The organism is Siphonobacter aquaeclarae (genome assembly GCF_900103285.1).
Classification (GTDB): Bacteria; Bacteroidota; Bacteroidia; order Cytophagales; family Spirosomataceae; genus Siphonobacter; species Siphonobacter aquaeclarae.
Genome location: NZ_FNGS01000003.1, coordinates 62596 through 82473, shown reverse-complemented (window position 1 = coordinate 82473; position 19878 = coordinate 62596). Strand labels below are relative to the sequence as shown.

Annotated in this window: 12 protein-coding genes; 4 read left to right on the top strand and 8 right to left on the bottom strand. The window is 53.4% G+C overall.

Features of this window, described 5'->3' with window-relative positions; translation table 11 throughout:
* Positions 1 to 48: 48 nt before the first annotated feature.
* From BLR09_RS07535 to BLR09_RS07525, 3 genes are all read left to right on the top strand, one after another.
* A complete protein-coding gene (locus tag BLR09_RS07535) occupies positions 49 to 984 on the top strand; it encodes an L-threonylcarbamoyladenylate synthase (protein ID WP_093199916.1) in 936 nt (311 codons plus the stop codon).
* Between the two features lie 206 nt (positions 985 to 1190).
* Positions 1191 to 3539 (top strand): YyaL domain-containing protein, encoded by a 2349-nt coding sequence (locus BLR09_RS07530; protein WP_176785487.1) that lies wholly within the window; start codon positions 1191 to 1193, stop codon positions 3537 to 3539.
* A 101-nt stretch (positions 3540 to 3640) separates the two neighbouring features.
* Positions 3641 to 4120, top strand: coding sequence for a hypothetical protein (locus tag BLR09_RS07525; protein ID WP_093199911.1), 480 nt, complete (start codon positions 3641 to 3643; stop codon positions 4118 to 4120).
* Positions 4121 to 4203: 83 nt separating this feature from the next.
* Here the strand turns inward: BLR09_RS07525 and map are convergent, their stop codons facing one another.
* The 4 genes from map to purB form a co-directional block, all read right to left on the bottom strand.
* Positions 4204 to 4968, bottom strand: a complete 765-nt coding sequence (gene map, locus BLR09_RS07520) for a type I methionyl aminopeptidase (protein ID WP_093199908.1) — start codon at positions 4966 to 4968, stop codon at positions 4204 to 4206.
* A gap of 11 nt (positions 4969 to 4979) precedes the next feature.
* Positions 4980 to 8081, bottom strand: a complete 3102-nt coding sequence (locus BLR09_RS07515) for an AAA family ATPase (protein WP_093199907.1) — start codon at positions 8079 to 8081, stop codon at positions 4980 to 4982.
* Between the two features lie 3 nt (positions 8082 to 8084).
* A complete protein-coding gene (locus tag BLR09_RS07510) occupies positions 8085 to 9296 on the bottom strand; it encodes an exonuclease SbcCD subunit D C-terminal domain-containing protein (protein ID WP_093199904.1) in 1212 nt (403 codons plus the stop codon).
* Between the two features lie 262 nt (positions 9297 to 9558).
* On the bottom strand, positions 9559 to 10905 hold the full coding sequence (gene purB / locus BLR09_RS07505; protein ID WP_093199900.1) for an adenylosuccinate lyase: 1347 nt from the start codon (positions 10903 to 10905) through the stop codon (positions 9559 to 9561).
* A 204-nt stretch (positions 10906 to 11109) separates the two neighbouring features.
* On the opposite strand from purB, the gene BLR09_RS07500 reads away from it, so the two are divergent.
* The gene (locus BLR09_RS07500; protein WP_093199898.1) at positions 11110 to 12519 is read left to right on the top strand and encodes an APC family permease; all 1410 of its coding nucleotides are present in this window, start codon (positions 11110 to 11112) and stop codon (positions 12517 to 12519) included.
* A 189-nt stretch (positions 12520 to 12708) separates the two neighbouring features.
* Here the strand turns inward: BLR09_RS07500 and BLR09_RS07495 are convergent, their stop codons facing one another.
* The 4 genes from BLR09_RS07495 to BLR09_RS07480 all read right to left on the bottom strand — a co-directional run bounded on the left by BLR09_RS07495 (position 12709) and on the right by BLR09_RS07480 (position 19874).
* Entirely contained in the window at positions 12709 to 14514 is a 1806-nt protein-coding gene (locus BLR09_RS07495; protein ID WP_093199895.1) for an AMP-dependent synthetase/ligase, read from the bottom strand.
* Between the two features lie 143 nt (positions 14515 to 14657).
* On the bottom strand, positions 14658 to 15755 hold the full coding sequence (locus BLR09_RS07490; protein WP_093199893.1) for a M48 family metalloprotease: 1098 nt from the start codon (positions 15753 to 15755) through the stop codon (positions 14658 to 14660).
* A gap of 156 nt (positions 15756 to 15911) precedes the next feature.
* The gene (locus BLR09_RS07485; protein ID WP_093199890.1) at positions 15912 to 17732 is read right to left on the bottom strand and encodes a tetratricopeptide repeat protein; all 1821 of its coding nucleotides are present in this window, start codon (positions 17730 to 17732) and stop codon (positions 15912 to 15914) included.
* Positions 17733 to 18272: 540 nt separating this feature from the next.
* Positions 18273 to 19874, bottom strand: a complete 1602-nt coding sequence (locus BLR09_RS07480; RefSeq protein ID WP_093199887.1) for an Ig-like domain-containing domain — start codon at positions 19872 to 19874, stop codon at positions 18273 to 18275.
* Positions 19875 to 19878 lie beyond the last annotated feature (4 nt).

Genomic DNA, 19878 nt, shown 5'->3' with positions numbered 1-19878 from the left:
TTTTTGTATTTTTGCACCTGTCGGACGCATTCCGGCACGTTTCAGATCATGATTGGCAGCGATATCTCACAGGCGAAAGCCTTTCTCGAAGCAGGAGAACTGGTGGCAGTTCCGACGGAAACCGTGTATGGACTGGCCGGTAATGCCCTCAATACCGAGGCGGTTCTTTCCATTTTCCGGGTGAAAAATCGCCCCGCTTTCGATCCGCTGATCGTGCATACGCACTCGTTTGACGCCCTCGGGCAATGGGTACGTGAAGTACCTGAGAAAGCGCGTCTGCTGGGCCAAAAGCTTACCCCCGGCCCGATTACCTTCCTGCTGCCGCGAACAGCTGCTATTCCGGATCTGGTGACGAGCGGGCTGGATACCGTCGGCATTCGCATCCCCAACCATCCGCTGACGCTGGAACTGCTGAAGACGCTTGATTTTCCGCTTGCGGCGCCGAGTGCAAATCCATTCGGGTACATCAGTCCGACGACCGCCGCGCACGTTGAACAGCAACTCGGTGACAAAATTCCCTATATCCTTGATGGTGGTCCGTGTGAGGTAGGAGTAGAGTCGACGATCGTGGGTTTTGAAGGCGATCAGGTGATCGTCTACCGAAAAGGCGGCACGCCGGTGGAGGTAATCGAAGCGATTGTCGGGCCGGTGGAAGTACGCACGCATTCCAGTTCCAATCCCAAAGCTCCCGGCATGCTCAAAAGCCATTATGCGCCGCGTACGCCGCTTTCCCTGCTTCGGGATGAGCTTCCGGAAAATACGACGCGGGCCGTAGGTGTCCTCAGTTTTCAGCGGGACTATGGCCTGGCACACCAGGAAATCCTGTCGCCTTCAGGCGATTTTGCCGAGGCGGCCCGCAATCTCTTCGCAGCAATGCGCCGGCTTGACGCCCTTGGCCTCGATCATATTTACGCAGAGCTTTTGCCGGAAAAGGACCTCGGCGTGGCGATCAACGATAGGATACGGCGGGCGGCGGCGGAGTAATGTTCCTCGCTAACCCTCCGAAACGATCCTTTTTTGCTACTTTCTTACCCGATCACCCGACAGAATAGTCGGGTTTTTCTTTTGGGCAGGTAGGAGCCTTCCGGGTATACTCTCTTGTGTCCGGATACTCCGGGAACGTACTGTTTCCGGTATTCCGTCGCCAAACTTCCCAACATACAATACCCCAAGATACGTCACCGCAAGAGATGAAATCACGCGTTTATTTACTTCCATTGATTCTGCTGTTTTCCGGGATTTCATGCCTGGCACAGGAGAAAACCAGTCAGGCAAATTCTCTTCTGAAAACCCTTGCCGGTCGATTGCAAGTCGAACTCCGGCACTACAAAGGCACCGATCTTGTCCGGAGAGAACCGCTGTTACCCGGTATTGACGTAGAAATCAGGGAACATTCCATTGGGAAAGACGGGGCTATTCAATTGTCGATTCAGTATGTATGCAACAAGGCCGATTGCAACGAGGTGAGTCTGGCTGCAAGCTTTCATTTCAACGATTGGAGTACGGCCAATTACGTCATGATTCCCTCTTCGGTTTACAGCGGAAACCGCTTTTCTGTGCTGAAAGGGGGATATATGCCTCCCTATCCTCCTGATCTGTTTTATAACCGGAATGCGCCAATTTCCTTCTCCGATAATCCGCGACTGGCTATTGAAAAAGGAGCTCCTTCATCGATTGAATTATTGACGACGAATACGGCAACTCCGGCGTTGACCTTCTATTCCCCGGAAAAAAAGAGAGGGTTTATTGTCCTGACACCACAGCGCTCTTCTCATACAGACTCGGGGCTTTTTGTAGAAGAAAACAGCGACAGAACGCAGGCAGATTTTACCGTAACTACGCCCGGCGTCCGGAAATTAAGGGCCGAGTTTGGCAGCTTCACTCCGAGCCAGGATCGCGCCGCTACATTGGCAAAAGGGCAAAGCCTGGAGCTGTCCCTTACCGTTTATTCCTTTCCGGCGAATGGTCTTTCTGATTTGCTGGAGACGTTTTTCAAGGTTCGGAAGACGTACTCTCCGGATACTGCGATTCACTACCTTGTTCCGGGGAGTGCCATCCTGGATTTCACGCAGAAAAGAGTCGATTCCTTCCGATGGGCTAAAAATACTTTCGGGGAAATGTATTACCCGGAAAACAGCTTCTCTTCCTTTCAGTTGGGTTGGATCGGCGGCATGATGAATACCTTTCCGATGCTCAGCCTGAACGATTCCACACACCTGGAAAAAGTGGGCAAAACCATTGATTTTGTCGTCGATCATTTGCAGGGAAAAAGCGGCTTTTTCTATGGAATGATGAATGCCAAAAATGGATGGGTCTCGGAACGGGAAATGCCCGAATCCGTCCGGAATGCACATCCGGGTACGAAAAATTCGCTCGTCCGGAAAAACAGCGACGCACTCCTCTGGTTCTTCAAACACTTCGAGCTGTATGAAAAACTGGGACAGGGGCACCTCATCAAAAAAAGCTGGAAAGACGCTGCACGAAAGCTGGCAGATGCCTTTGTTTCTACCTGGAAAAAACACCACGAAATCGGGCAGTATGTCGATCCTGAAACGGGAGACGTGGTGGTTTACAATACCATCGGCGGTGGAATTGCTCCCGCCGGACTGGCCCGTGCTGCGACCTGGTTTCATCAGCCGGAATACCTGAAAGTTGCCTCCGAAATAGCCGATTTTTACGCGAAGGAATATGTCCTTCGGTATGGTCTCACAAACGGTAGTTGCGGCGACATCAGCCAGGATGCGGATTCGGAATCGGCATTCGGTTTTCTCGAGTCGTTGATGACGTTGTACAGCGTCACACAGGATGAAAAATGGCTCCGACTAGCCAAGACGGAAGCAGCTCTCGCATCGACCTGGGTGGCGTCAGCCGATTACCAATTTCCGGCCGGGTCTGATCTGCAGGTTTTAGGCGCGCGAACGAAAGGTGCTGTCTGGGCCAGTACACAAAACAAACACGCCGCGCCGGGCATCTGTACATCTTCGGGAGATTACCTGTTTAAACTCCTCCGGGCTACCGGCAATCCCCTCTACGCGGAGTTACTGCGTGATATTCAATATGCCCATAATGAAGTAGCAGAACTACCCGGCAGACCGACCGTTACCCTCCGGCAAAACGACAAAATCAAGGGTACTTCCGTCGGTTGTTCGATGGAGCGCATCCAGCCTTCCGACGCCGAAGGAAAAGGTGCTACCGGCAATCTGATTTATACCTCCAATGGCTGGACCGAAACCAACGGCATGCTGATGGCGATGGAAGTACCGGGGATTTACCTTCAAACGGATACGAAGAAGCTGATTGTATTTGATGCAATCCAGGCCGAACAAGTGAAAACTTCCGGTCGTTCCATTACGTTGAAACTGACCAATCCGACCAGGTTTGATGCCCGCGTGTCTATCTTTTCCGAAACCTCGTCCGAAGCGAGAAAACCTCTGCCTCTTATCGCTTTTCCGGATTGGAAAAAAGTGACGGTAGGAGCGGGAAAAACGGTTTTGGTGACTATTCCGGAAGGTCCTTCATCTGTGAAGAAGGGACGGTAAGAACCTGCTCCTGTCGAAACGTACCCTAATCAGGCCCGTCTATCCGGCGGGCTTTTTCTATCTTCGTATTCCCTGGGTTGCCCTTTTACTCGTCTATTTCTATGCGCTATTGGTTTGTTTGTCTGTTGTTTGTCGCCGGCTCCGTTTCGGGTCAGCAGCTTTTCGGCGATGCCTGCCGTGGTACCTGGACGGGCATGATGCACATTTACCGAAAAGGGGTGGTGAAAGATAGTGTGGGAATTCGGCTGGAAGTCGCCCCGGTATCCGGCGGCTGGACCTGGAAGACGCATTACCTGTCTCCCAAACATCCGATGGTTAAGGACTACCTCCTCCGGTACAAAGAAGAAAATCACTATGTCATCGATGAACAGGACGGTACTGTCCTGGATGCATATTTAACTGACAATAAACTATTTAGTGTCTTTGAGACGGAGGGAATTGTACTGACGTCGGGGTATGAATTGAGGGGGAAGAATAGGTTGGTGTTTGAGGTGACGTCGGGACGGAAAGGAGTAGCATCCAGTGTCATCAACTACTCTGTCGACCACGTACAACGCGTCCTGTTGCGAAGAACACCGTGACGATAAAGCCACTCCGTTCTGTGTAGTCTGTGGTTTCTGTGAGAACAAAATGGCTCACAAAAGCCACAGACTACACAGAACGTTTAGTTCCAAATCCCATTCCCCTCCGTCAAAATCACCGGCTTTCCGTCTGTCACCACCAGCGTGTGTTCGTGCTGGGCAACATACCCGCCGCGATCGCCGATGAGCGTCCATCCGTCTTTCGTTTCGTTGGCGTAGTCGGAATGAGTGGAAATGAAGGTTTCGATGGCTACCACGCTGTTTTTCCGGAAGCGTCCGTAGTTGGTCCGGTCGTAGCAATTCAGGATTTCATGCGGGGCTTCGTGGAGCTTCCGGCCAATGCCATGACCGGCCAGGTTGCGGATCACGCGGAAGCCGGCTTTTCTCGCTTCCTTTTCGATCAGGCGACCTACTTCCGCAATCCGTACGCCGTCTTTCACCGACAAAATCGCCTTTTGCAAAATAGCTTTGGAGGCGTCGACCAGCGGCTGGTGATTCCGGAAGTCCTGTCCCAGCACAAACGATCCGCCGTTATCGGCCCAAAAGCCATTCAGTTCAGCGGAAACGTCGATATTGACGAGGTCACCTTCTTTCAGTTTCTTTTCTGCCGACGGGATACCGTGCGCGACCTCGTGATTGACGCTGATACACGTCCATCCCGGAAAACCATACGACAATTTCGGCGCCGGGCGCGCACCGAGATCCCGGAGAATCGTCCCGCCGTATTCGTCGACCTCCCGGGCCGTCATACCCGGCCGGGCAAAGGCCTGCATTTCCTTCAGTGTCAGGGCTACTGCCTCGCTGACTTTCTTCATGCCGATCCATTCGGCTTGCGTGGTGATGGACATCGTCGTCGTCGTTATCCCACAATTTCCAGCTTACTGAAGCCGTTTGCCTGCTTCGTCAGCCGGATTTGGGTCGTAATTCGTTCTTTAAGGGCTTCTACGTGCGAGATCACGCCGATCAGGCGGTTGGACTCCGCCTGGAGCTTTTCAAGCGTTCCCAGCGCCGTTTCCAGCGTTTCCGGGTCGAGCGTACCGAAGCCTTCGTCGATAAACAGGCTTTCGATCCGTACGTTTTTCGACACCATATCGCTCAGCCCTAAGGCCAACGCGAGACTGACGAGGAAGGTTTCCCCGCCGGAAAGCGTCGAAACGGCACGACTTTCATCAAAATGCCGGTCCAGTACCCGGAGCGTTTCTTCGTCTTTATCGGGAGGCAGCAGCAGGTACCGGTCTGATAAATCTTTCAGGCGCCCGTTGGCCGACCGAACCAGGTTCGCCAGCGTCAGTTTTTGCGCAAACTGGTTGAAACGGCGGCCTTCGCGATCGCCTAACGCTTCTGATAACAGCCTCCATTTCAGGTACTTTTGCTCGAGAATAGTAATTTCCTCTAATCGGCGGGCATGCTCGGCACGACTGGTTTCGTTGTCGAGCAGCATTTGCTTCCAGCCGCCGATTTTCTGTTGAAATTCCCGCTCGTCTATTTTGTAATCGTCGATCCGCTTGAGGAGTACTTCCGGCGTCAGTTCGGAGGTATCCGCTGCCAGAAGTTCTTCTGCTTCTTTCGACAACGTCCCGATGGAGGTCTCCATCTGCGTTTTTCGGCGGCTCAGGGCTTCTTTCTGCTCCGCGATACGCCGGGTTTCTTCGTGCGGAAGAATCGCCTTGCGCGCCTCCGCCACCGACTCGAAGCCCAGCGGACGCAGATCGGCCAGAAGTACGTTTTTGAGCGTCTGAAAAGCTTTTTCGAGGCGACCTGCCGTATCATCCGCTTCTTTGCATTCGGCGTCATACAGCGCGGGCGAGTACTCTTTCTGTACCAGTTTACGCAGAAGCTCGTCACACTCCGGATTCAGCAAACGGGGTTCTTTCGGATACAATTCACGAAGACGGGCAGCCGCCTCCTGCTGTTCGCGGAAATGCTCCAGACCAGCCTTGAGAAAGCGGCCAAATTGCGCCAGGGATTCGCTGCGCTCCTGGAGACCGCTCATTTCGTCCAACTGACGGAGTATATCCGTTTCTCCCTGAATCCAGCCCCGGATGTCCTCCGATTTGCCTATTTTTTCAATATTCAGCCGGGTTTTGGAGGTATTAATCCGCTCGGCGATGGGGTGAAGCTCCGCCTGTGCGGCTGCCTTTTCCCGGTCAAGAGCAGCGAGCGTTGTCTCGGCTGACTGCCTTACAGACTCCGCATGCCGCCATTCTTTTTCTGCCAGGGAGGTCTGCTGTTCCAGCTGTTCGGCCTTGACTTTCAGCGTTTCCAGCTCAGTCAGGTAGTTTTCGATCCGGAAAGCTTCTTCTTTTCCGTGGACGACCGGGTGATGTGCCGAGCCGCAAACCGGGCAGGGTTCTCCCTCTTTCAATTCGCTTTGCAACCGGGGAATCGACGTTTCCCGGATAAACGCCAGCTGCTCCTGCTGGGCGTCCAGCCAGGTTTTCCGCACTTTTTCCCAGCGCTGATGGGCGGCGGTTTCCGTCGCCAGGCTGTGTTTTTTCTTTTCCTGCTGTTCTACCGCCTGGCGGTCGTATTCGGTCAGACGTTTTCGCAACTGCTCGTATTGGGAAACCTGCGTTTCCAGCTCCCGCAGCCCGTCGCGGCGCTCCTGCGCCTGTACCTGTCGCTCGCGAAGGTCGTCGCCCACATTCAACGCTTCTTTCAGCTCCTGGAGTCGGCGCTGCGCCTCTTTCCACTGTCCGCGGGAGCTTTCCAGTACCTCAGCATAGGCCTCCTGTTTCCAGGTTGTATGCAATTCCGGTACGGGGATTTTGCTCAGCCAGTAGGCTGCTTCTTCCCGCGCCGACTCCCATTTCCGACCGGCTTCCTGACGAAGCGCAGCCTGCGCCGAAACAGTATCGCGAAAGGCTGCAATCGTCTCCGCGGCAGTATCTCCCGTAACCGCTTTTCCGGTAAGAGCCGTAATCGCTTTCAGAAGCTGGTCGCGGTTTTCAACGGCACGCAACCTATCAGCAGACAGGCGCTGCTGCAAGGCAACCGCCTGCGCCAAAGAAGATTCATTTATCTGATAATCAGATAGTTGTATTGAAAATTGTTGTACCTGTTCATGCCGCCGGAACGCCGGAAGTACCTGCTCTTCGAACTGCCTGTTTTCGGTTTCCCAGCGGGGCCAGTCGGCCGCTTGGATAGCTTGCAGTTGGCGGTGTACTTCCGCCTGTCGGTTTTTGCGCTGGAGGTGTTGTTCCAGCTCCTTCCGACCGGCTTCCGCCTGACGGGACTTTTCTTCGTATTCCGCGATCAACTTCCGGAAATCTTCTACCTCTTCCTCCTTCAGCAGTTTCTGAAGATCGATTTGTTGTTTTTTCTGATCGATTTCGAGGCGATAACCGTCGTTCCAGCGGGCGTAAGCTTCCATCCCGAGACGACGGTATATTTCGGTGCCGGTGATTCGTTCCAGAAGCTCAGCCCGCTCTTCCCGTTTTGCTTTCAGGAAAGCGGCAAAATCGCCCTGCGAAAGCAAAATGGCCTTGACAAATTGCTCGTAGTCAAGCCCGATCCGCTTCCGGATTTCTTCCTGTACTTCCTTTTTCTTTTTTGAGGCGATGATTTCGTCTTTTTCGACGTCCGCGATCTCCGCATACTCTTCCAGCCGGGCCTGCCCTTTGTTTGCACCCCGGCTGATAATCTCCCGTTTGAGCGACCATTTCGCGCGGAAAATGCCGGCGGGAGTAGAAAACGTGACCTCCGCCAGTGCCTGATCCGTATCACGGGTGAGAATAGCACCGAGCTTTTCCAGTTGCCCGGTGGTCACTTCCCCCAACCGCGGCGTGCGGTGGTAAAGCGCCAGGGTAACGACGTCAAGAATCGTGGTTTTTCCGGCGCCGGTAGGGCCGGTAATGGCAAACAGGTTGGACGAGCGAAAGGCCGGTTCTTCCTGAAAATCAATGGTATGTACGCCCCGGAGGGAGTTGATATTTTCGAAAACAAGTTTATGAATCCGCATGGGTCAGTTCAATCCGTTGAGTAACTCGTGAAAGGCTTCACCGAGCAGGACTTTTGATTCGTCGGTAGCTGCATTTTCCGACAGCCACTGATCGAAGACGTCTTTCGGGGTTAATTCTGTCAGCGCGGTCGACTCCCCAAAGAGCTCATCAGCCGTTCTGAGCTGCTGACTGAAGCGGAATTTCCAGTTCAATACCTGAATATCCCCCTGCTGAAACGTCAGAAAAAACACCTTTGCCCGGTCGGCCAGCGCCGGATCCCGGTGCTCTTCCCGGATTTCTACTTCAGCAAGCGACTTCAGCGCACCCTCCGGCCGGGTATACGCCATCAGCTTTGCTTCCACTTCCTCAAATGTTCCGGTGATACGCTCCAGCTTCCGGAACACAGGTACCCTTAACTCTTCAATACGGGTAATTTCCTTTCCTTCCGTCTCGATGAATATCACCAGCTTCTCGTCTTTTATCTCACTGAAACTGAGGGCTATCGGCGAACCGGAATAGCGGATTGTATCCTTTTTCGCGATTTTTTGCGGACGATGAATATGCCCCAGCGCGAGGTAATCGAACGGCGGAAACAGTGATGCTTCGAATAGATCCAGCGTGCCGATGGTATGTAGTTTTTCGTCGTCATCAGATGTAGCCGACCCGTTCATGAACAGGTGACCCATTCCGAAAAGGGGGACATCGGGGTACAGGCGGCGGCCTTCTTCATACTGCTGTGCATAGCGGCGCTCCAGTCCGAACCGGATCGCCAGCCGGCGGTCTTCGAAACTTTCCCCTTCCACTGACCGCTTCAAATCCCGGTCCCGTAAAAACGGAACGGCACAGACTGCGGCGCCGATCTTTCCGGAACGATCGGGTAGGGGCAGTATCTCATCCAGGCAATTCTCACAGGCGCCGCCGAGCACCTGTACATTCAATAATTTTAATATTTCACGTGGAGCGTTGAGAACGGCGGGCGAGTCGTGGTTGCCGCCGGTGATCACGAGCTGGCAACCCGTAGCGACGAGCCCTTTCAAAAAATCATAGTATACCTGCATCGCATCCGACGACGGGTTGGTCGTATCGAAGACGTCGCCGGCGACGAGCAGTATGTCGACCTCCAGCTCCTGAATTTTTTTTAACAGCCAGTCGACAAACAGCCGGCTGTCTTCCAGCAGGTCGGTTTGGTAGAGGCGCTTGCCGAAGTGCCAGTCGGCAGTATGCAAAATCTTCATAACTCAAATGTAACGGGCGGGTTGAAAAAAAATCCGGCCGGCAATGAACTGCCGGCCGGACCGATGAAAAAGACGCCAAAAGATGCCGTTGAGATTGCCGCATAGCCTTCCCGTTGTACAGGAAAAATCCTTCGTCGGATTCTCAGCGGCTATGTCCTGTCCTTCTTTTCGTCTTTCTTTTTTGATTTTCAGGAATTTAGACCGGCATTTCAGCCTGTTGAAAACCTGTCTTCCAAAATGGAACGAAAAGCCGTTTTGGTCCTTATTCGATCACCCCGAGGTAGTTGAACGGGGAAATCACCCGTAATTCTTCTTTTACAGCTTCGGAGACCGCCAGTGTCTCGATAAACTCGGAAATCGTCCGCTCGGTGATGGCTTCGTTCTTCCGGGTAAGGGCCTTGAGGGCTTCGTAGGGTTGGGGGTAGTTCTCCCGGCGGAGGACCGTCTGGATAGCTTCGGCCACAACAGCCCAGTTTGCTTCGAGGTCGGCGTTGATAGCGGCCTGGTTCAGTTCCAGTTTTTCGATTCCGCGCATGAGCGACTTCAGTGCGATGAGGGTATGCGCTATCGGCACACCGAGGTTACGGAGGACCGTCGAATCGGTCAGGTCGCGTTGCAACCGCGATACCGGAAGCTTGGCGGAAAGGTGTTCGAAGAGCGCGTTGGCGACGCCGAGGTTACCCTCCGCATTTTCAAAATCGATAGGGTTCACCTTGTGCGGCATGGCCGACGAACCTACTTCACCCGCCTTGATTTTCTGCTTGAAGTAGTTGAGGGAAACGTAGCTCCACACATCCCGGGAGAAATCGAGTAGGATGGTATTGAGTCGTTTCAGGTTGTCGAGCAGCGCCGCGAGGTGATCGTAGTGTTCGATCTGCGTGGTATAGCGGCTGCGCGCCAGGCCGAGGCTGCCGACGAATTTATTACCGAATTCCGGCCAGTCGAAGCCGGGATATGCCACATGATGGGCGTTGAAATTACCCGTAGCTCCGCCGAATTTTGCCGCGTACGGAATGGTATGGAACAGCGCGAGTTGCTGTTGCAGGCGTTCGGCAAACACGCGGATCTCTTTACCGAGGCGGGTAGGAGAGGCTGGTTGCCCGTGCGTGCGTGCGAGCAGCGCCACATCTTGCCACTGGAGCGCCAGGGCGAGTAGTTTCTGGGTAATTTCAGCAAATGCCGGAATCATCACTTCGTCCATCGCCTCCTTCATAGAAAGCGGGATAGCCGTGTTATTGACATCCTGAGACGTGAGACCAAAGTGAATAAACTCGAGGTATTGTTCGATATCGAGATCCTTCAGCTTTTCCTTGATGAAGTATTCGACCGCCTTGACATCGTGGTTGGTGACCTTCTCGATTTCCTTGATACGCCAGGCATCTTCCTCCGAAAATTGCAGGTAAATGGCACGCAGGGAATCAAAGAGAGCAGTATCAAACTGTTCCAATTGCGGCAGGGGCAGCTCGCAAAGGGTAATAAAGTATTCAATTTCGATCCGGACGCGGTACTTGATCAAACCGAATTCCGAAAAATAGGGAGCAAGACTTTCCGCTGTCCGCCGATAGCGGCCATCTACGGGAGAGATGGCGGTTAACGTAGTCAGAGCCATACTGTTGTGGTTCGTAAAAGACAAAGTTACCCCGATTTCGGGGATTTGTCGGTCCCTCGGGAAGCAGACTTTGCAATCCTTCTCCGGTTCAGGAGGAAAGTCGCCGGAAATCGCCTTTTTTGCAGGAGGAAGTATGGTAAGTGGCGTCTTTTTCCGAATTTGCTTCGTTAACCTTCCGATATTTTCCCTCACAAAACCTCCTGTATGTCCGAATCACAAGGTCATCTCCGCCGCTCGATCGGTCTCGTTTCCGGTATTGTCTTCGTGATCAGTGCCGTGATCGGTACCGGTGTATTCAAGAAAGTCGCGCCGATGTCGGCCGAGCTGCAGTCGCCCGGCCTGGTCCTGACGGCCTGGCTCCTGGCTGGACTGATCAGTCTGGCCGGCACGCTGAGCAACGCCGAAGTCGCCAGTATGCTCGCCGACTCCGGCGGGGAATACGTCTATTTTCGCAAAATCTATAACCGGTTCTTCGCTTTCCTGTTAGGATGGACCAATTTCGCCGTCATCCGGACCGCATCAATTGCCTCCATTTCCTATGTATTCGCTCAGTCGCTGGGGTCGCTCATTACCCTGCCGGCTACGCCGGATTCACTTGCGACGATCAACCTGTTCGGGTTATATCCCTTCGATAACCTCGCTGTAAAAGGTATCGCCATTGCGCTGGTACTGTTTCTGACGGTGCTGAATATCCGCGGCCTGAAGATGGGTGAAAACATCAGCCGCTTTCTAACGGTAACGATGATCGCGACAATGTTGATCATTATTATCCTAGGACTCGTCTCAAAGGAAGGAAGCTGGGCGAATATTCAGCAACCCTCCGTGAATTTTGACGCCGAAAAGATGTCGGGCGGAGCGCTCGCCAGCGCGATGGCACTCGCCTGCCTGAGTGCTTTCTGGGCGTTTGAGGGATGGAACAACCTCGGCTACATCGGCGGCGAAATCCGGAATCCGCAACGAAACCTGCCCTGGGCACTGACCATCGGAACGCTCATCATCATGACGGTATACCTGCTGATGAACTTTGTGTACTTCTATGTCATGCCGATCGACGAGATCATTCAGGTACACGAATCGAAAAACGGCATCGCCGCGGTATTCGCCGTGAAGCACTTCCTCGGAAACGGCGGAGGCCTTGCCATTTCCCTGCTGATTCTGGTTACCACCTTCAACTGTACCAGCAGTACCATTCTGCTCGCCTCCCGCCTGTTTTACGCAATGGCGAAGGATGGCCTCTTTTTCAAGTCGGCCAACTACATCCACCCCGTTTTCAACACGCCGTCAAAAGCGCTCTGGATGCAGGGAGTATGGTCTTCTTTGCTGATTTTATCCGGAACGTTCGATCAGTTGACCGATATGCTCATCTTCGCTTCGTTCATTTTTTACGGGGCGACGACACTCGGAGTATTCCTTCTCCGCCGTAAAATGCCGGATGTGGTGCGGCCGTATAAGGTGATCGGATACCCGGTAGTGCCAGCGTTGTTTCTGGTCTTCTGCGCGTTTCTGGTCATCAATACGCTGATTAACCGACCGTCGGAAGCGATCTCCGGATTGCTGCTGATGGCAACGGGATTACCGTTTTATGCTGTCTGGCGAAAACGGGCGACGGTTTAGTCCCATGAAAAGAAAGCGGCTGCCTTACAAGATGAGGCAGCCGCTTTCTTTTCAACTATGTCTGTGTATTCTGTGAAGTCTGTGAGAACAATCAAAATAGCTCACAGACTTCACAGAATACACAGACGGTTTTAGTTCAATCTTATCCCTGAGAAACAAAAAAGGGCCGTTAGCGGCCCTTTTTCCATGCTATTGATAGATTCCCTCAATCACGGACTGATATCGCTTCAGAATAGCCTTACGTTTCAATTTCAGCGTCGGTGTAAGTTCACCTGCTTCTATCGTAAACGGCGTAGCGAGGAGACGGAACTTCTTGACCTGTTCGTATTTCGCGAAGCTTGCATTCAACCGTTCGATTTCCTGTTCGATTTTCGCCACGATCTGCTCGTTTTTTACCATTTGCTCGGGCGTCATCGTCGGATCCAGGTTGTTAAGCTGGCAGAATACCTTCAGGGCTCCGAATTCCGGAATGATGAGCGCGGAGGGAAACTTCTGCCCTTCGCCCACGACGATCACCTGTTCGATGTACTTCGATTCCTTGAGCTTGTTTTCAACCATCTGGGGCGCCACATACTTACCGCCTGAGGTTTTGAACATTTCCTTTTTCCGGTCGGTGATTTTGAGGAAGCGGCCCTCTACCATCTCGCCGATGTCTCCGGTATGGAACCAGCCGTCCTTGTCGATGGCCTCGGCGGTCTGTTCCGGCTTCCGGTAGTACCCCTTCATGATGTTGGGACCTTTGACGAGGATTTCTCCATCTTCCGCAATTTTCACGTGGACATCGGGGATAATCGTGCCGACGCAACCCACCCGCAGGTCCGGCGGCATGACCTTTCCGACAGAGATAACAGGGGAAGTTTCCGTCAGCCCGTATCCCTCCGTCACAGGAATACCTGCCGCCCAGAATACCCTGGCCAGGCGCGGTTGCAGCGCCGCTGAGCCGGTTACGATGAGGCGGATATTACCTCCCAGTGCTTCCTGCCATTTGCTGAAGATGAGTTTTCGCGCCAGTTTTAACTGAATGTTGTAGAAAAAGCCCATATCCTGAACGGGATCATACCGCAGGCCCAGGTTCAGCGCCCAGAAGAACAGTTGCTTTTTGATGCCGCTGAGTTCGTATCCTTTTGCGACGATTTTGTCGTAAACCTTCTCCAGCAACCGGGGTACTGTGGTAAAAACCGTGGGTTTTACTTCCTTCAGGTTTTCCGCGATGGTATCCATGCTTTCGGCATAGTAGATCGACACCCCGTAGCGCATGTACATGTACACGATCATCCGCTCGTACACGTGGCACAGGGGGAGGAAACTCAGGGCTTTTTCACCGGGACCGATGGGAATGTAATCCTTGACGGCTTCTACGTTAGAGAGCAGGTTATGGTGCGTCAGCATGACGCCTTTCGGAACGCCTGTCGTACCCGAGGTATAAATCAGCGTCAGCAGGTCTTCTTCCGAAACCGCCGCCTTATAGCTTTCCAGCTGGGACGGATCTTCGTCTTTTCCGAGATCGGCTACTTCACTCCAGTGCGGGACGCCGGGTATCCGGTCGAAGGTATATACTCCTTCCACGCCTTCTACTTCGGTGATAGCCTCCTTCACTTTCGCCAGCAGATCGGTGTTGGCGACAAAAACCAGCTTCGCCTCCGAGTCCCTGAGGATATACCGGTAATCTTCGATGGTAATCGTCGGATAGAGGGGAACCGATACGGCGCCAAGTTGCTGAACACCGAAGTCCACGAAATTCCATTCCGGCCGGTTCGGGGAAATAATGGCAATCTTATCGTCTTTCCGGATACCGAGTTTAATCAGCCCGAGGCTGATGCGGTTGGCGGTTTCGATAAACGTAGCGGCAGGTATTTTCTCCCACTTGCCGTTCACTTTCGAAACCAGCGCGTCATCGCTATTGTACCGGGAGACAAAATGCGGCAGCAGGTCAAACACCCTGCTGTAGGTCGATTTATCTGCCGGTGCGGGGGCAGTCAGCGTTTGCGTCTCCATAGGTTTCTAGTTTTTGAGAGGTATTCTTATTTGAAGTCTAAATTAGAACATTTCCGGAGAAGTCGACCCCTTATTCCGGCGGGTGTTTTTCACGGGAAAAGAAAAAAGCCGGCTGTGAGCCGGCCCCTTCGTCGGTCGATACGTTATTCCGCTTTCCTCCGGGCGTCGTTGACGTAGTAGACTACTTCCTGCCGCCCGCCGGCGTACACATACTTACCCTGTCCGTGCCGTTGCCCGTTCCGGAATTCGCCCATGTACCGGTCTCCGTTGGCATACAGCAGCACGCCTTTGCCGTGTACCGTGCCCGTCTTGAAATCGCCGGTGTAGATGTTTCCGTTCGAAAGCCAGAGGGTTCCATTTCCGTCGAATTTGCCGTTGGCAAACTCTCCCTCGTATTTCTTTTTGCCGTTTGCGTAGAACTGAATACCGAATCCATGCGGGCGGCTTTCCTGCCATTCGCCCTCATAGCGTTCGAGGGTTTTGCGGTTGATGTAGACGCCTTCGCCGTCGTCACAGTTTCCGTCAATGCAGCCCGTCCGGGTTTCCGTTTTCGGAGGCTCCGGCTTCGGTTCATTTTTGACGATTTCGGGAGCGGGCGGTGGGGTAGGGGAGGAGCTATTCTTCACCAGACGAGGATAAAAGCTGTCGGCCTCGCGCCATCCCTTTTCGATTGTTGCGAGCCGATCGCGTCGTGGCGGGTGGCTGGCGTCGCCTTCTTCGCCCTGAAGTACCCGGATCGCAATCTGTGCTTCTTCGAGAGAACCGCCGAGGTTATGCACCACAAATCCGGAGAAGTAATCAGCCTGTAGTTCCTTGTCCGGCCGGCTGCCCATTCCGTCGGATGTATGCCCGAGAATATGGTGACCGATTTCATGTGCCATAATGCTGATGGCCGCCCAGTCGGTATGGGTTCGGTCTTCCACGAGCTTCAGAAACGAGTTGTCGTATACGATGTACCGCACGCCATTGATGATGGTCGCATAGCAGTTATCTGTCCGCGGGCATTCCACTACCTGGAAATTGCGTTTGCCGAATCCCATACCAGCGGAGCGGAGAATGTTGTCAACGACCTTTTCAGCGTGGTCGTTCGATTTGAACATGTATACATCGCAGGGGCCGCCGCGCTGGGTTTTCTGGGCGCCGAATGTCCACGTGGAAAAGCGTTCTTCCCCCTGTGCCCATGCAGAAAGAGCAAGAGTCCACAGGCCCAGGGCGAGGCCGGTACGGAAAAGAAGGTTCATAGGTGTGAAAGCTGTGGAAAACTACCGGGAGTTATTAACAATGGCGACTACTTGTCCACATATCTCTGGGGAAAAAGCCCGTGACAGTTCTCCCGACTGCCTGACAACTTACTGTTTCTCACTGCCACGGACTTTTCCATACAATGTGGAAAACGGCTAATTTATTGCGTCACCCCGCAGAATTCTGAAGCGTTTGCGGGCCTCGGCGGTATAGATGCTTCCGGGGTATTTCTGAAGCAGCTCCTGAAACTGCCTGAGGGCGCCGTCTTTGTCGTTCAACTTCTCCTGCCGGATTTTAGCGGAAAGAAAAAGGGCATCGTCTCCGAGAATGTCATGCGCATAAGACGCCAGTATCTTGTCGAGGTCATTCACGGCCTCCTGCGCTCTGTTTTCCTTGAGAAGGGTATTCGCCCTCAGCCAGAGGAGTTCGTCGGCCAGCGGGTGGTTTTTGTACGTCTGATACAGTGTATTGAGCTGATCGAGGGCTTCATCGGTACGGTGCTGAAACAGGAGCAATTCGACCGACGCATAGGCCTTCATCGCCGTTTCTGTCGTGTCCATGCCGGTATTATCCTGGATGAGCAGGCTGAGCTCTATAGCATCATTTGAGATTTCGCGGCTGGTCGCTTTCTTGAGAATATCCAGCGTTTCAGCTGCCAGTTCGAAATCGCCCTTGTAGTACGAAAGCTTCGCGTTGCGAAGTTTGGCGTCGTAGCCGAGGGGGCTATCTTTCGCCGATTTCTCCACCTGAGAGTACAGCAGCGTCGCTTCCCAGGGTTCATTTTTCAGGACATAGATATCGCCGAGATCGAGCTTGCAGCGGTCCGAAAACTCGCGGTCGAGCTGCCCGGCGCGTATCGCTCCCTGAAGAATCGCTTCGGCCGTATCCTTTTCGTTGAGGTAAAACGCATACAAATGGGCCGTATTCCGGAGCGCCTCCAGGGTCTTGGGCGTCTGACCTACTTCGGCAAACATGCGCTGGTACTCCCGGATGAGCAGGCGGATATCCGCGGTGTTGACGGGGTAGGTTGTCTTCACCACTTCCTCCTTCGCATTGATCAGGAGCCGCCGGTAAATGGGGTAATTCGGACTTTTCGGGTATTCCTTCACCAGGTATTCGAATATCTTTCCGGCCGCCTCGAAGTCCTTGTTCTGCATCGCCATGAAGCCGATATCCGTGACTTCCTGCCCCTCGAGGCGCAGGCGCTTGTCCAGCGCCCGTGCCTGTACAAAAGCCCGGCTGAACTCTTTCTGCTGCATCAGAAACCAGATGAGCATCCGGGAATAGTAGGCCTCGTTCGGCTTGTCCTGAACCTTTTTGTACATCAGCCGCTCGAAGGCCACCAGGCTTTTTTCGTCCTTCAGTTCATCCTGAAGAAACCCCTGTGCCGCTTCAAGGTTTCCCTGCTGCGATCCGTAGAGGAGGTATTCTTCAAACATCGGCTCCGGCTGGTTCAACAGCCGGTAGAGCCGGGCCATCGGCAGCGCGTACCGTGCGGGCTCTCCCTGAGCCGATCGGGCGGCCTGGAAGAGTCGTAGTGCCTGATCCGGCTGATCGGCGTCTGAGAAGGCCTTTCCGAGCTCGTACGTCCATTCTTCCTTCTTCTGGGCGCGTGCAATTACCTCTTCGTAGGCTTTGTCGGCTTCCTTCACCTTTCCCTGTGTTTCCAGCAGGCGGGCATAGTCCACCTGATAGGCCAGTACGTCCGGTTCGGCCTTGACCAGGCGGCGGAGGTATTTATCTGCCTCTGAAAACTCCTTCAGGCGGATCAGCGTCTGGAGATAGGGCTTGTACACGACCGGCGTCCATTCTTTTCCACGGGCTAGTTTCTGCAGCACGGCGCGGGCCTTTTCAAATTCTCCCGTCCGGACATATTCCAATCCCAGCCGCACCTCCGTAGAGTCGGCTTTCTGCGCCGCCACCGGGAGAGCCAGCAGGCAGACGATTACCCACAACCAAACGCTACGTACAATCATTGTTTAAATCTCTTTTTAAAAATTTCTTTTTTGTTATCGTTGTTGGTCCGGTGGAAAGGTGGAAAAATTTTTCTTCCGGATTCCTTGTGGAGTAGTGCGTGGATCAAATCCCGGCTTATCCACGTGAACCCACACATTATCCACATGTAAGTTACTGAATATAAAAGTATGGTGGAAGACTGTCCGTATCCTCTTTTCGGGCACGTGGATAATTGTCTTCCGAAAACAAGGTACATACACGGTTAATAACTGATGGGGTTTCCGGTGGATGATTCCTGAGTTTTCAACGAAAGAGGGGAGTCATTCATTTTTCGGAATACCGTGTGTGAAGAACTACTCCATTCATCCACCGGGTTGGAAACACTTTTCCACGGGAAAATCAGAGTTATCAACGGAGTTATCCACAGACGGCAAGGGGCAAGGGGCGTCGAGCATGGGGCAAGAGTATGCTGACGAGGCATGCTTTGGGCAGAGGCATTGAATAAAAAAGAGGCTGCGGCATCTACATGCCGCAGCCTCTTGAGACAAAGCCAGAAAGCGTCAGAGCGAGAAGTCGTTCCCCAGCAGCTCGAAGTTAGCTTTCAGTTTGATTTCATTGGGGAACAGAATAACGGGTTCGGGGCTGATAAACGCATCGGGATTACCAGGGTCCCACCGGCCATTCTTGTTGTGGTCGAGTACCAGGCGGAGCCGGTAGGTTCCCGGCGGAACCGAGACAAACGTAAAGGGCGACTTGTTGCGGATCGTCGCGACGACTTTATAATCGGCCGCGCCGATCAGCTCTACAAAAAAGTCAGAGTGCACGTTCTTCACTTCCCCGCTGATGGTACCGTATTTCTCCGGATCGCGGAGGGCGTGTAATGCCCGTACGGCCTGGGCGGTATCTCCTTCGATCGAAATGAAGGTTCCCTTTGGCATAATCACCCGCACGTCCCGGCGGAATTCAATGGGCTTATCGATCAGCAGCTCGGTCTTATACCGGTTCCATTTCCAGTCTTTATCGGTCAGCTTTATGTTCCGGATGGTGTCTTCCTGAAGCAGGATATTCTCCGGAGCAAACCTTGTGATGGGCTTGGAGAAGCGGAGCTGATAATGAAAATTCCGCTCCATGTCGTCACTGCTTTTCGGGAGTACTTTCGTCTCCATCGCTTCGACGATATCGTTCCCTTTTTTCGGCCGGTCTTTGAATCGGATTTTCTGATCGTGGGAAAACGTCCTATTGAGTGAATCGGTGACGGTGATCCGCGCGCGGATGGTATCCGTCCGGGCTTCCCGGTTATAGAAGCGCAGTTGCTTGTCGTCTACCTGCGCATACGTGAGGCTGTCTTCCCGTTTCCAGAACGATACCTGTACATCCTGAATACCTCTCGGATACGCGAGAGTATACTGTTTGGAAGTCACCATGGACTTAGGCTGGCGCTGGGGCGCCATATCCGCGGCGACAAGCTTCAGGGTAGGCGTGTCGGTGAATCCGGGCAGCGTTATCGGATTCGGATGGAAGGCTATTTTTTCTTTCTCGGTATTGAAAAGCAGGTTATTGTTGACGTCCTGCAGCGCAGCCAGACGGTACTGCCCGGGCGCCAGATTCTCGAGCGTAAAGTTTCCCGAGCTATCAGTCTTGGTGAGGTAGTAGGGTTTGTTCTTGGAAAACTTGAGGGTATCGCTGATTTGGTAGAGGCCAACGAGCGCATCAAAAGCAGGCTTATCAGTCATCATATCCCGGACGTTTCCGGACATCCGGAGAGAGTCCAGGCTCTTCCCGGTACTAAAAACGATCTTCACGTTTCGTGCCGGATTCCGCTCCGTAACGTCCTTGAATGCATTCCGGAAATTGAGGGAGTACGTGGTATTCGGACGGAATGGTTGGTCGAAGGTAATGCGTACCCCTTTAGGCTGCGTTTTGAAATCATAGGTCCCTTCAATCGCCGGCGTGATCAGCAATTGCTGCATCAGGTTATCGACGCTGACGTATTCATCGAATTCCAGTTCGACTGTTTTTCCCGTGAAATTAAGCGTCTGATTGGCCGGTGTCTGGCGGATCAGCTGGGGAGGCGTAAGGTCTTTCGGGCCGCCGGTAGGGGAGCTTTGCTGGGCGCAACCTGCCACAAGCAGGACCAGGGAAAGCCAGAGTAAATGCCGCATGACG